At 68.1% G+C, this 12,486-nt stretch carries 11 protein-coding genes; 5 read left to right on the forward strand and 6 right to left on the reverse strand.

The genetic code is table 11. The features are described 5' to 3' along the window. Positions 1 to 180: 180 nt before the first annotated feature. From ACVWWN_RS28420 to ngg, 3 genes are all read left to right on the forward strand, one after another. A complete protein-coding gene (locus ACVWWN_RS28420) occupies positions 181 to 1,749 on the forward strand; it encodes an amino acid permease (RefSeq protein WP_457146844.1) in 1,569 nt (522 codons plus the stop codon). A gap of 82 nt (positions 1,750 to 1,831) precedes the next feature. Continuing rightward, positions 1,832 to 3,637: an N-acetylglutaminylglutamine amidotransferase gene (locus ACVWWN_RS28425; protein WP_457146845.1), complete on the forward strand. Its 1,806-nt coding sequence runs from the start codon at positions 1,832 to 1,834 to the stop codon at positions 3,635 to 3,637. Next, a complete protein-coding gene (ngg, locus tag ACVWWN_RS28430) occupies positions 3,634 to 5,403 on the forward strand; it encodes an N-acetylglutaminylglutamine synthetase (protein ID WP_457146846.1) in 1,770 nt (589 codons plus the stop codon). The genes ACVWWN_RS28425 and ngg overlap by 4 nt, the downstream gene beginning before the upstream one ends. Positions 5,404 to 5,413: 10 nt before the next feature. Here ngg and ACVWWN_RS28435 read toward each other — a convergent pair whose 3' ends face one another. From ACVWWN_RS28435 to ACVWWN_RS28445, 3 genes are all read right to left on the reverse strand, one after another. Further along, on the reverse strand, positions 5,414 to 5,977 hold the full coding sequence (locus ACVWWN_RS28435; protein ID WP_457146847.1) for an alpha/beta fold hydrolase: 564 nt from the start codon (positions 5,975 to 5,977) through the stop codon (positions 5,414 to 5,416). Between the two features lie 62 nt (positions 5,978 to 6,039). After that, positions 6,040 to 6,711, reverse strand: a complete 672-nt coding sequence (locus ACVWWN_RS28440) for a hypothetical protein (protein WP_457146848.1) — start codon at positions 6,709 to 6,711, stop codon at positions 6,040 to 6,042. A gap of 82 nt (positions 6,712 to 6,793) precedes the next feature. Further along, complete coding sequence (locus ACVWWN_RS28445) at positions 6,794 to 7,522, reverse strand: SDR family oxidoreductase (RefSeq protein ID WP_457146849.1); 729 nt, start codon at positions 7,520 to 7,522, stop codon at positions 6,794 to 6,796. Positions 7,523 to 7,614: 92 nt separating this feature from the next. Between ACVWWN_RS28445 and ACVWWN_RS28450 the strand changes: the two genes are divergently transcribed. Both ACVWWN_RS28450 and ACVWWN_RS28455 read left to right on the forward strand, forming a co-directional pair. After that, positions 7,615 to 8,319, forward strand: coding sequence for an HAD-IA family hydrolase (locus ACVWWN_RS28450; RefSeq protein ID WP_457146850.1), 705 nt, complete (start codon positions 7,615 to 7,617; stop codon positions 8,317 to 8,319). Between the two features lie 26 nt (positions 8,320 to 8,345). Beyond that, entirely contained in the window at positions 8,346 to 9,407 is a 1,062-nt protein-coding gene (locus ACVWWN_RS28455; RefSeq protein ID WP_457146851.1) for a zinc-dependent alcohol dehydrogenase, read from the forward strand. On the opposite strand, the gene ACVWWN_RS28460 is transcribed toward ACVWWN_RS28455, so the two are convergent. The 3 genes from ACVWWN_RS28460 to ACVWWN_RS28470 are packed head-to-tail and all read right to left on the reverse strand — an operon-like array spanning position 9,397 to position 12,451. Next, a complete protein-coding gene (locus tag ACVWWN_RS28460; RefSeq protein WP_457146852.1) occupies positions 9,397 to 10,353 on the reverse strand; it encodes a 1-phosphofructokinase family hexose kinase in 957 nt (318 codons plus the stop codon). The two genes, ACVWWN_RS28455 and ACVWWN_RS28460, sit on opposite strands and share 11 nt — an antisense overlap. Then, positions 10,350 to 11,129: a DeoR/GlpR family DNA-binding transcription regulator gene (locus ACVWWN_RS28465; protein WP_457146853.1), complete on the reverse strand. Its 780-nt coding sequence runs from the start codon at positions 11,127 to 11,129 to the stop codon at positions 10,350 to 10,352. The genes ACVWWN_RS28460 and ACVWWN_RS28465 overlap by 4 nt, the downstream gene beginning before the upstream one ends. Then, positions 11,126 to 12,451, reverse strand: a complete 1,326-nt coding sequence (locus ACVWWN_RS28470) for an FGGY family carbohydrate kinase (RefSeq protein WP_457146854.1) — start codon at positions 12,449 to 12,451, stop codon at positions 11,126 to 11,128. The genes ACVWWN_RS28465 and ACVWWN_RS28470 overlap by 4 nt, the downstream gene beginning before the upstream one ends. Positions 12,452 to 12,486 lie beyond the last annotated feature (35 nt).

A 12,486-nucleotide genomic window follows, 5' to 3' on the forward strand; every position in this document is an offset into this window, starting at 1 on the left:
GCGCAAGTTGTCAGACAACTTGGACAATAGCGAGGGGCGAACTCCACCGTCAAGGATTCTGAGCCCGTCAAGGTTTACGCATCCGTCACCGCCAAAGGTAGGACAACCGACCAATGGCGCTCTATTGTTCCTAGTCAGTGAGCGTGAGTACCGCCCCCGTTCAAGGCTAAGGAGACCGCCATGCCAGAGGGTCACGAACTGCTCGACGACGACGAGAAACATCTCGCCAGCCTCGGCTACGTGCAGGAGCTGAACCGGAGCTGGTCCGGCTTCAGCAACTTCGCCATCTCGTTCTCGATCATCTCGATCCTGGCGGGTTGCTTCACTTCGTTCGGCCTCGGCTGGAACAACGGCGGCCCGGCCGCCATCGCGTGGGGCTGGCCGATTGTCTCGGCCTTCATCCTGATCATCGGGCTGTGCATGTCCGAACTGGTGTCGGCGTATCCGACCTCGGGCGGCATCTACTGGTGGGCAAGCAAACTCGGCGGCGCCAAGGCCGGCTTCTACACGGGCTGGCTCAACCTGATCGGATTGATCGCCATCCTGGCGTCGGTCGCCTACGGCTGCGCCACGTTCCTGGATCTGACGCTATCCACATTCAGCGAAACCTGGGCCGCGGGCTACAGCCTGACCAGGGTCTTCATCATGTTCGTGATCATCCTGGCGGTGTCGGCGACCATCAACATCTTCTCCAGCCATCTCCTGGCCGTCATCAACAACATCTCCGTGTGGTGGCACGTGGCGGGCGCGGCGGCCGTCATCCTCATCCTCTTCCTGCTTCCCAAGCGGCACGCCAGCTTCAGCGACGTATTCGCCACGACCGTCAACAACACCGGAATGTTCAACGGCGACAAGGGGTTCGGCTGGCTGATCTTCGTGCTGCCGATCGCCGCGATCCTGACCCAGTACACGATCACCGGCTATGACGCGTCGGCGCATCTGTCCGAGGAGACCAAGAGCGCGGCCGACGGTGCGGCCAAGGGCATCTGGCGCTCGATCTTCTATTCGGCCATCGGTGGCTGGATCCTGCTGCTGTCGTTCCTGTTCGCGGTTCAGAACGTGGACGAGGTGACGGCGGGCGGCGGCCTCGTGCAGGTCATCTTCGCGCAGGCGCTGGACACCCAGTGGGTGGCCATCGTGCTGCTGATCTCGAGCGCGGGCCAGTTCTTCTGCACCACCGCCTGCCAGACCAGTGCGTCGCGAATGCTGTTCGCGTTCAGCCGCGACCGCGCCGTCCCGGGTCACCAGCTGTGGTCCAAGGTGAGCAAGAACAGGATCCCCGCCAACGGGGTCATGGTCACCGCGGTGCTGGCCGCGATCATCACACTGCCCGCGCTCGTCGCGGTCGACATCAACGGCGCACCCGCCCCCATCGCGTTCTACGCAGTGGTGTCGATCGGCGTGGTCGGGCTGTACCTGTGCTTCGCCGTGCCGATCTACTACCGCTGGAAACTCGGAGATTCATTCCAGGTAGGCCGATGGAATCTGCGGGGGCACCACAAGTGGATGGCGCCCGTCGCGCTGATCGAGATCGCCGTGACGTCGATTATCGCGCTGTTCCCGACGTCCATCGGCGGTGTGCCTTGGGGCGGGAGCTTCGAATGGAAGTTCGTGAATTACACCCCGCTACTCGTCGGCGGCGTGCTGATCCTGCTCTACATCTACTGGCACGTGTCGGTGAAGAATTGGTTCACCGGTCCGATCAAGCAGGTCGACGAAACCGGCGAGGCGCTGGAGGGCGTCTCCTAGCAACCACCCCCGTCGGCCCATCCGGCAAACGTCACATGGCCGCCGAGTGTCCGTCGGCGCGAACTCGGGTAGTGTCCTTCGGGTGTGTGGAGCCACCGGTGAGGTGCGTCTCGACGGCCAGAACCCCGATGTGAGGGCTGTCTCGGCCATGGCGGAGACGATGGCGCCGCGGGGCCCGGACGGTGCGGGTGTGTGGTCGCAGGGGCGGGTTGCGCTGGGCCACCGCCGGCTGAAGATCATCGACCTGTCCGAGGCCGGCGCCCAGCCGATGATCGACTCGGAACTGGGCCTGGCAGTCGCCTGGAACGGCTGCATCTACAACTACCAGGATCTGCGGCGCGAGCTGAGCGGGCACGGCTACCGCTTCTTCTCCACCAGCGACACCGAGGTCCTGCTCAAGGCCTATCACCACTGGGGCGACCGCTTCGTCGACCATCTGCTGGGCATGTTCGCCTTCGCCATCGTCGAGCGGGACGGCGGCAGGGTGCTGCTCGGCCGTGACCGCCTGGGCATCAAACCCCTCTACCTGACCGGGGACAGCCACCGCATCCGGTTCGCGTCATCACTGCCGGCCCTGCTCGCCGGTGGGGGCGTCGACACCCGGATCGACCCGGTCGCGCTGCATCACTACCTGACTTTCCATTCGGTCGTCCCGCCACCGCGCACGATCCTGCGCGGGGTGAGCAAGGTGCCCCCCGCGTCGCTGGTCGCGATCGAACCGGACGGCCGCGTCACCACGACCACCTACTGGGAGCCCGGCTTCACCCGGAACGCTGACCGGGCCGACTGGTCCGAACGGGACTGGAGGGACGCGGTTCTCGCCTCGCTGCGGGTGGCCGTCGAACGCCGGTTGGTGGCCGATGTACCGGTCGGGTGCCTGCTGTCGGGCGGTGTGGACTCCAGCCTGATCGTCGGCCTGCTCGCCGAGGCCGGCCAACAGGGACTGAAGACGTTCTCCATCGGCTTCGAATCGGTCGGCGGCGTCAAGGGCGACGAGTTCCGCTACTCCGACATCATCGCCGAGCGGTTCGCGACCGATCACCACCAGATCCGCATCGGCACCGACCGGATGCTGCCCGCGCTCGACGGCGCGATCGGCGCGATGAGCGAACCGATGGTCAGCCACGACTGCGTCGCTTTCTACCTGCTCAGCCAGGAGGTGGCCAAGCACGTCAAGGTCGTGCAGTCCGGTCAGGGCGCCGACGAGGTATTCGCCGGCTATCACTGGTATCCCCCGATGGGTGAGCCCGGCGCGGCGTCGCTGGACGGCTCGGTGGCCAGCTACCGCAGCGCGTTCTTCGACCGCGGTCCCGAGGGGGTCGGTGCGCTGGTCACCTCACAGTTCCTCACCGACGGCGACCCGAGCGGGGCGTACGTCACCGAGCATTTCGCCCACGCGGGCGCCGAAACCGGCGTCGACCGGGCCCTGCGGCTGGACACCACCGTGATGCTCGTCGACGACCCGGTCAAACGCGTCGACAACATGACCATGGCCTGGGGGTTGGAAGGCCGGGTACCGTTCCTCGACCACGAGTTGGTCGAACTGGCCGCCACCTGTCCCCCGGAGTTGAAGACGGCGCACGAGGGCAAGGGTGTGCTGAAGGAGGCGGCCCGCCGGGTGGTTCCCGCCGACGTGATCGACCGCCCCAAGGGTTACTTCCCGGTTCCGGCGCTCACTCATCTGGAGGGGCCATATCTCCAGCTGGTCCGCGACGCCCTCTACGCGCCCGCGGCCAAGGAACGCGGACTGTTCCGCCCCGAGGCGGTCGACCACCTCCTCGGCGACCCCAACGGCAGGCTGACCCCGTTGCGCGGCAACGAGCTCTGGCAGATCGCGCTGCTGGAACTGTGGCTGCAGCGTCACGGCGTGACAGGTCCCGCGGCATGACCGCCGTCGAACCGCACGAGGATCATCCCGAGGCCATCACGCTGGGCCTGCACGACGCGTCGCCGCAACACCTGGTCGACGCGATGGCTGACGATGTGTCACTCGAACTGGGTTGGGGCCGACTGATTTTCGGCCAGACCTTCGCCGATCCGGCAAAGCTTGCCGAGGTGCTGCGCCAGGAGGGCCGCGGCCGGCGGGACATCTGCATCTACGCCCGCGAGCCGCAGGTACTGGTCTCGATGGCTCCCGCGGAGCTGTTCATCGACCCCAGCCACACCTACCGGTTGCGGTTCACCGCCGATAGAACCGCGCAGGGACCACAGAACGGCTTCACGGTGCGCACGCTGGAACGCCCCGCCGATGCCGACGAGATGAACCGCGTGTTCGTGCGCTGCGGGATGGTGCCCGCACCGACCGACGTCATCTGGGACAACCACCTGCACCAGAATCCGGTGGACTACCTGCTCGCGGTGCGCGACGACGACGGCACCGTGATCGGCACGGTCACCGGTGTCGACCACGAACGGCTGTTCTCGGACCCCGAGGACGGCTCCAGCCTCTGGACGCTGGCAGTGGACCCGTCGGCGAGCCTGCCCGGTGTCGGTGCGGCGCTGACCGGCAGACTTGCCGACATCTATCGCGGCCGCGGCCGCGCCTACATGGATCTTTCGGTGGCCCACGACAACGAGGCCGCGATCGCGCTGTACGAGAAGCTGGGCTTCACCCGCGTGCCGGTGATGGCGGTCAAACGCAAGAACGCGATCAACGAACCGCTGTTCACTCATCCGCCGGAGACCGTCGACGACCTCAACCCCTACGCGCGCATCATCGCCGACGAGGCGATGCGCCGCGGGATCTGGGTGGAGGTGCTCGACGCCGAGGCGGGCGAGATGCGACTGTCCCAGGGCGGTCGCACTGTGATCACCCGAGAGTCACTGTCGGAGTACACCTCCGCGGTGGCGATGAGCCGCTGCGACGACAAACGGCTGACCCGGCGCATCGTCTCCGAGGCGGGCATCGCCGTCCCCAAAGGCCGGTTGGCCACCTTCGGCGAAGAGGATCACGCGTTCCTGGAAGAGGTCGGTGACGTCGTGGTGAAGCCGACCCGCGGCGAGCAGGGCAACGGCATCACGGTCGGCGTCGACGGCGCCGAGGAACTCGACGCCGCGCTGGCCCGGGCCCGCGAGCATCACCCCGAGGTGCTAATCGAACAACGCGCAAAGGGTGACGACCTGCGGCTGGTCGTCATCGACGGCAAGGTGGTGGCCGCCGCGATCCGCAGGCCCGCGGAAATCTTCGGCACCGGCAAGCACACCGTCCGCGAACTGATCGAGACCCAGAGCAGGCGTCGGGCGGCTGCGACGGGCGGCGAATCACGCATACCGGTGGACGCCGTCACCGAGAGCACCGTCCGCGAAGCGGGCTTGTCGTTCGACGACGTCCTGCCCGAAGGAACCCGGCTGCGGGTCCGCCGGACGGCCAACCTGCACCAGGGCGGAACCATCCACGACGTCACCGCCGAGGTCCATCCGGATCTGTGCGCGGTCGCGGTCAAGGCCGCAGACGCGATCGGGATTCCGGTGACCGGGATCGACCTGCTCGTGCCCGACGTCACCGAACCGGACTACGTGTTCATCGAAGCCAATGAGCGGCCTGGCCTGGCCAACCACGAACCACAGCCCACCGCAAAGGCTTTCGTCGATTATCTGTTCCCGGGCACACCGGCGCTTCCCCAGGCGTGGACACCTTCCGAAGCGCCGGACTGACCGCACCCGGCTACCAGGTGCTGGTTCGCATCACGATCTCGGCCGCCAGCTGCGCGGTGGCGTCCTGCGCATTGCGCCGCCCCAGCAGGTCGACGAGCCGGAACTCGCCGTAGACGTAGCGCTGGCTGGCCTTGGCCACCGCCCTCGACGCCGGTGTGCTGACCAGTGCCGTGGTGTTCATCTCCACCGGCGGGCAGCCGTCGTCGCGGACCACGCCGTTGAGATCGGCAACGCGTGGATGACCGCGATCGATCACCACCAGCCCGATGAATCGGTCCAATCGGGTGGCAGCCAGCTCCCACGCCAACTCACCACCCACCCGGTCGCCGACCAGCAGCGCCCACCGCACGTCGAGCGCATCGAGGATCCCGACCACCAACTTCGCCGTCAGCCGCGGGTCCGGGCCGATGATGATGGTCCGCAACGACGCGGTATGGAGTCGTTGGCATACCGCGTCGTAGGCCGACGGTGAGTGATGAGCGGCACCGAGCACCACCACGACCGAGCCCTTGTCCGGGCCCGCAACGTCGACGGGCACGGGAAAGCCGTCGACGGTAACCATGGTGGAAGGCATTCGGACACGTTAGCGCCAACACCTGTGTTCCGGGGCGAGTTTTCGCCGTCTCAATCCGCGCCTCAGGCTGCCGCCGCGCGCTCCGCCTGCTTTGCCGCGATGTCCAGAAACGTCTGCGGCAGCGAGGCTTTGACAGTGATTGCTGGATTCGGCGTGGGAAACGCGATGCCGAAAACGGCCATCTGGCCCAGATTTTCGAACGAGAAGTAGGCGCTGCTCTCCTCATTGCCCAATCGCATGGTCTGCTGATACACCAACGCGTCGGGTCGCGACGTCTGCATCCTGGTGGTGGTCATCGGGATACCGGGCGCCGAGCTGTCGAAGTACGCCTCGAACTGCGCGCAGCGATCGGCCGTGGCCGACAGGCGGTCGAGATCGAGCGGCCAGGACAACACCGTCATGACGATCCGCGCGCCGTCATAACCCACGACGTACTCTGCCGCGCTGCCAGGCCCGCGCTCGGCCGTGTCGGCGATCGCGCGGGTGAGACCGTCCGAACAGCCTTCGGGATTGGACAACATCGTGGGCGGTCCACCCACTCCGTCGGGCTGGCCCGGCCGCCTGGTCACGCGGTCGTAGTCGACGCCGGACGGGAAGTCGGCCGCTTTCAGTACCGCCTTCTCGAGCCTGGCCCCCGGCCAGGTCGCGCTTCCGGCCGTCGTGTTTGCGCAGCCGCTGAGCACCGCGACCAACGCGGCGGCCACCACAGTCTTAGCTGCGTGGCGCCCGGTCATCTTCACAGGTTACCGAGACGACACGCCATCCGGCGGCTGCGGCGAACGTCGGCGTGGTGTCGATCATGACGTCCGGCAACGTCTAACGGCAGGTGTATCCGCCGTCGATGGGCAACGACACCCCGGTGATCATCGAGGCGTCATCGCTGAGCAGGAAGGTGATCGGCGCGGCGATCTCCTCCTCGGTGGCCCACCGGCCGAGTGGCATCTGGGCCAGGAAAGCCGGCCCGACGTCGGGGCGTCCCCAGTAGGACGCCGACATCTCGGTCATCACCACGGTGGGATTGACACTGTTCACCCGGATGTTGTGCTTGCCCAGTTCGAGCGCACTCACCCGGGTGATGTTGTCCAGCGCGGCCTTGGACGAACCGTAGGAAATATGGCCGGACAGTGCCACCAGACTCGCTTGGCTGGCGACGTTGACAATGGACCCGCCGCGGCCGCGCTCGATCATGCCCGGTGTCACGTATTTGATGACCAGCAGACTGCCTCGGGCGTTGATGCTGATCACCTTGTCGAACACCGCGATGTCGGTGTCCTGCGGCGTCGCGATCTCACCGCCGAATCCGCCGCAGTTCACCACGCCCCACAGCTCAAGGCCCGACAGCGCGGCACGGATCTCGTCTTCGGACGTGAGATCGAACGGCACCGGCCGCGCACCCGTCTCGTTCTCCAGTCGGGCGAGTTCGGCGCTGTTGCGCCCACCGGCATACACCGTCGCTCCGTGTCCGACGAGTCGACGCACGGTGGCCGCCCCGATACCGCCCGTCGCGCCGGTCACCAGCACTGCGCGACCCGTGAAGTCGGCCATGGCTGCTCGCTTTCGATATCGGGATGAGCAGGTGAAGGCCCATCATCACACGCTCTGTCATCGGTGTCATATAGCCTGGCGGCGATGGTGACATGGGTGTCCTCGTGACCGACGGCAATACCGCCGGCTTCGACGTCGCGACCTTTGACGTCGACGGTCTTCTGCTCGACTGCGACGGCGTCCTCGTCGACTCGCACAGCGCTGCGGCGGTTGCCTGGAATCTCTGGGCCGAGCGTTGGGCACCGGGGTTCGATTTTCACCGCGACATCGAGCACGGTCGTCGGATCAGCGACCTTGTTGGCGAATTGATAAGCGTTCCAGGCGATGTCGCCACTGCGGTGGCCGAGCTCAAACAGCAGGAGCTGGACTGCGCCACCGATGTGGACGCGATACCCGGTGCGCGCCAGCTCCTCGACTCCTGCCCTGCCGGACGCTGGGCGGTCGTCACATCGGGCAACCGCGCACTGGCCACCGCGCGGATGGCGTCGGCCGGTTTGCCGCCCGCGGACGTCCTGATCACCGGCGAAGACGTGGCGAACGGGAAACCCTTCCCCGACCCGTACCTGCTCGCCGCGCAGCGCCTGCGGCTGTCGCCGACCCGGTGCGCGGTGTTCGAGGACGCGCCCGCCGGAATCGAGGCGGCGCGCGCGGCAGGCGTCGCCACCGTGATCGGGGTCGGCGCCCCCGCGGCCGCCGGCCCTGTCACCTTCGCCGTTGCCGACCTGAGCGGCGTCCGCTTCCACGGAGGCCGACTGACCATCGCCGCGGGCACGATCCTGCCGCCAACCGGCGGGTAGTTCTGCACTCACCCCAGGAGGTCCTCATGCGTGTACCCGAACGGATGCGCCGCGTTGTGGTTTCGCCCGACTCGATCGATATCGTCGACTCCCCTACGCCCGAGCCATTGGCGGGCGAGGTACTGGTGCATTCGGTGGTCTCCGGCGTGTGCGGATCGGACACCCATGCCGCGCACGGGCGCCACCCGTTCATCGCGCTGCCCTACCACCCCGGTCACGAGGTCGTCGGTCTGGTCGTGGCGCGGGGAGCGGGCGTCGACAGCGTCGAGGTCGGTCAGCGGGTCACCGTCGAACCCGACCTTCCGTGCTGGGAGTGCAAGCAGTGTCGCCGGGGCACCGAGAACCTGTGTGAGAACCTGCGGTTCTTCGGATGCGGTTACGAGCAGGGCGGGATGGCCGATTTCTTCACCATCCCCGCGGATCGCATTCACGTCATACCCGACGCTTTGGACTACCGGGCCGCAGCGCTCATCGAACCCATGTCCACTCCCGTCCACGCCGTCCGCCTCGCCGGAGACGTCCGTGACAAGGCCGTCGTGATCCTCGGAGCGGGAACCATCGGACTGCTCGTCCTGGCCGTCGTGCGGGCGCACGGCGCGAAGCACATCGTGGTCACCGACCCGCTGGCCGAGAAACGTGCGCGTGCGGTACGCCTCGGCGCCGATGTCGCGCTCGACGCCGCCGCCGGTGACATCGTGGCGCAGACGCGCGCCGCGCTCGGCGAGAGCGCCGACGTCGTTTTCGACTGTGTTGCGGTGACACCCACGGTCCGGCAGGCCATCGAGATGGCGAGCAAGGGCGGCACCGTCGTCATCGTCGGCGTGCCGACGGGCGACGTGGCGGTCCCGTTGGCGATCGTCCAGGATCACCAGGTCCGCATCCAGGGCAGCGCCACCTACCTGCCGGAGGACTACGCCGAGTCGATCCGTCTTCTCGTCGACCACGAGGTGAACGTCGACGAGATCGTCACCGCCGTGGTGCCGCTGCGCCAGGTCGCCGATGCGTATGCACTGTCGGGCGGTGGGCAGCACGTGAAAGTCCTTGTCGGCGTGGATCAGGAACTGCTCGGCGAACCCGTCAACGGTTGAGTGGCAGCTGCGCCGCCGCGGCGACGATGCTGACCGGGCGGCCCGAATCGGGTACGCCGAGCAGCGTGCCCTCGTGCTCGACCGCGGTGGCGCCGAAGCGCAGCGCGTTGGCCAGCGCATCGGCACCGGTCGCTCCGGCGTCGACGGCAGCGAGCCAGCCCGCGAGGAAAGCATCGCCTGCGCCGACGGTGTTGACGACCCGCCGAACCGCCGCGGTGCCGTGCAACGGCTGCGGCAGGTCCGCGTCGACGAGCAGCGCGCCGTCGCTCCCCAGACTGACCAGGACGATGCGCACACCGCGTGCGTGCAGCAGTTGCGCCGCATCGGTCACATCGCCGACCGTCCGCAGCGACCGACCCGTCACCTCGGCGAGTTCCTCGGCGTTCGGCTTCACCAGATGCGGCAGCGCGCCGCCCTGCTGCGCCAGCACATGTTTCAGGGGCGACCCGGAGCAGTCGAGCGCGACGAACCGGCCGGCGGCCCTGCTCTCGGCGACGATGGCGGCGAGCCGCTGCGGCGTGAACCCCGAGGGAAGACTGCCCCCCCACACCACCCAATCGCCGGAAGTGCTGAGGCACAACGATTTTGCGCACAGTGCGTCGGCTTCGGCCTCCGACAGCTCCGGCCCCGGCTCGTTCACCTTGCTGGTGCGCCCGTCGGCCTCGACCAGCGTGATGTTCGAGCGCAGCACCCCGGCGATCGGCACATCGACATGGTCGAGCCCGAGATCGTCGAGAAGCGCGGCCATCTCGTCACCTGCGCTGCCGCCCACCGGGAGCACCGCACGTGCCGGCACGCCGACACCGTGAAGGGCCAGCGCGACGTTCACGCCCTTGCCGCTCGGCTCCACCATCGTCGCGGTGGCGCGGTTGACGTCGCCCGGGACGAACCTGGGCAGGTGCAACGTCCGGTCCAGGCTGGGGTTCGGCGTAACGGTGGTGATCATTGCGCCACCTCGAGGGTGACGTCGGCGGCGAGCAGGAGCCGACGCTGTTCGGCACTGACGGCGCTGTCGGTGACCAGGACGTCGATGTCCTCGAGCGTGGCATGGCGGGCCAGGCTCTCACCACCGAATTTGCTTGAGTCAACCAGGAATATCCGTTGCCGGGCGGCTGCCAACATCGTCTTCTTGACCAGGGCTTCGTCGGGGTCGGGCGTGGTCAGCCCCCGTTTGTAGGACAGCGCGTTGGTGCCGAGGAACGCGACGTCGACGTTGATCTCGGCCAGCGCCGCCACGGTCAGCGGCCCGACGGCAGCCGCCGTCTCCGACCGCAACCGGCCCCCGAGACCGACCACGGCGACCCCGCGTTGCAGCAGCATCGACATCAGCGGTAGCGCGTTGGTGTACACCACCAGATCACGGTCGGTCGGCAACAGTTCGGCCAGCCGCATGGTGGTGGTTCCGGCATCGAACAGGAGCGCGCCGCCGTCCGGCACGAATCGAAGGGCGTGCTTCGCGATGGCCAGCTTCTGCTCGGCGTTCTCGGTGCGCGTGCCGACATCGGGCTCTTCGGCCAGGCGCCGGCTGGGCACGGCGCCGCCATGCACGCGACGCAACAGGCCACGCGCTTCGAGGTGTGCCAGATCCTTGCGAATGCTTTCGGCGCTGACACCGAAGTGCCTTGCCAAAACGGCACTTTCGACGCGACGTTGGGCGGCCAGCATGCGGAGTACCTCGGCATGCCGTTCGTCGGCGAACCAAGTCCGCTCGGGCGATGTCACTGGTTGCCCAGATGGTCGGAGCGGCCGATCGCACCGGCCGCCCGCGCGGCGAGCGTCGCGGCGCCCAGCGTGCCCGCCTCGTCGACGGATGAGACCTCCAGCGCCGGGAAGCGAGCGGCTTTGGCGCGCATGACTTCTGCGCTGTGCCGCCACCCGCCGGTGACCACGACGCGCACGGCGGGACCGACGACCTCGTCCATCACCCGGTGCAGCGTCAGTGCCTCGTCGGCGGCAGCGGCGACGACCGCCTTCCAGATGTCGCCCGGCCCCACCCCGCCGGAGATCCCGCCGATGGTGAGCGCGTCGGATCCGAGGCCGCCGACGACGACGCGGCCCCCGGACGCCCGCTCTGCGGCGGCGTCGAGCGGCGCCAGTCCGTCGGAATCGACGCCCAGCATCTCGAGCGCACGGTTTTGCGCCAGGCCACCCTCGGTGCCGCCGAGCAGGGTCCAGTGGTCCGGCTGGATGCTCGGGTCGGTGGTGATGCCGGCAGCGGCCAGCCGGGCGGCGTCGGCACGACTCGGCGCCGACGACACCGTGCGCACCAGAGCTTCGGCCGTCCCCGATGAATCCAGCTCGTCACCCGGACCGCCGGCCCCGGCGCCCAGCGCCGACGCCTGATGATCGTGTCCGGCGAGCGTCAGCAGTGCACCCCTCAGCAGCGGACCCACCTCCTCGGAGGTCACCCGTCCGACCGGTTCACCCGCCGCAACGAGCGGCGGCATTAGCCCGCGCGCGGCCCCCGACCAGGACAGCGCGTCGTCCCACCAGTCGCGCGCCGCCACGTCCAGCCAGCCGGTGCGGCCGGCCAGCGACAGCTCGAGGACGACGTCGCCCCCGAGGCGCCGCACCACCCAACCACCGACGTCGAAGCGCGTCGTGGCGGCCCGGGTGGATGGTTCGTGATCGAGCAGCCAGCGGTGCTTCGTCAACGAAAATTGGCCTCGCGCCGGCTTTCCCGCAATCCCACCGAACGCCTCGACGCCGAGCCGGTGGATGAGATCGGTCACTTCGGCGCCGTCGCGGTCGTCGTGCCACGCGATGACGGCTGCCAGCGGCCGCTCGTGGGCGTCGGTCAGGACTCCGGACTCCCCCATGCTGGTGACGCCGACCGCGGTCACGGGCCGCCCCGCCGCGGCAGCCGCCTCGCTCAACGCGTCACGGGCGCTGCGCCAGAGGGTTTCCGCATCGGTCTGGGCGCCCTGCGGCCCAACGTCCCAGAGCGTGGGGGCGCGCCCGATGCCGAGCACGGCGCCGTCCTCGCCGTAGACGACGGCCTTGCTGGACGTCGTACCGACGTCCAGACCGGCGAAGGCGGACATCACTCTCCGATCGCAGGGCATTGCCCAATTGGGTT

It is taken from the genome of Mycobacterium sp. URHB0021, from assembly GCF_054057895.1.

Excerpts from the sequence above, each read along its gene's own strand:
- ACVWWN_RS28420 (WP_457146844.1), top strand. The coding sequence starts at position 181 with ATGCCAGAGGGTCACGAACTGCTCGACGACGACGAGAAACATCTCGCC.
- ngg (WP_457146846.1), top strand. The coding sequence starts at position 3,634 with ATGACCGCCGTCGAACCGCACGAGGATCATCCCGAGGCCATCACGCTG.
- ACVWWN_RS28435 (WP_457146847.1), bottom strand. The coding sequence starts at position 5,977 with ATGCCTTCCACCATGGTTACCGTCGACGGCTTTCCCGTGCCCGTCGAC.
- ACVWWN_RS28440 (WP_457146848.1), bottom strand. The coding sequence starts at position 6,711 with ATGACCGGGCGCCACGCAGCTAAGACTGTGGTGGCCGCCGCGTTGGTC.
- ACVWWN_RS28445 (WP_457146849.1), bottom strand. The coding sequence starts at position 7,522 with ATGGCCGACTTCACGGGTCGCGCAGTGCTGGTGACCGGCGCGACGGGC.
- ACVWWN_RS28450 (WP_457146850.1), top strand. The coding sequence starts at position 7,615 with ATGGGTGTCCTCGTGACCGACGGCAATACCGCCGGCTTCGACGTCGCG.
- ACVWWN_RS28455 (WP_457146851.1), top strand. The coding sequence starts at position 8,346 with ATGCGTGTACCCGAACGGATGCGCCGCGTTGTGGTTTCGCCCGACTCG.
- ACVWWN_RS28460 (WP_457146852.1), bottom strand. The coding sequence starts at position 10,353 with ATGATCACCACCGTTACGCCGAACCCCAGCCTGGACCGGACGTTGCAC.
- ACVWWN_RS28470 (WP_457146854.1), bottom strand. The coding sequence starts at position 12,451 with ATGTCCGCCTTCGCCGGTCTGGACGTCGGTACGACGTCCAGCAAGGCC.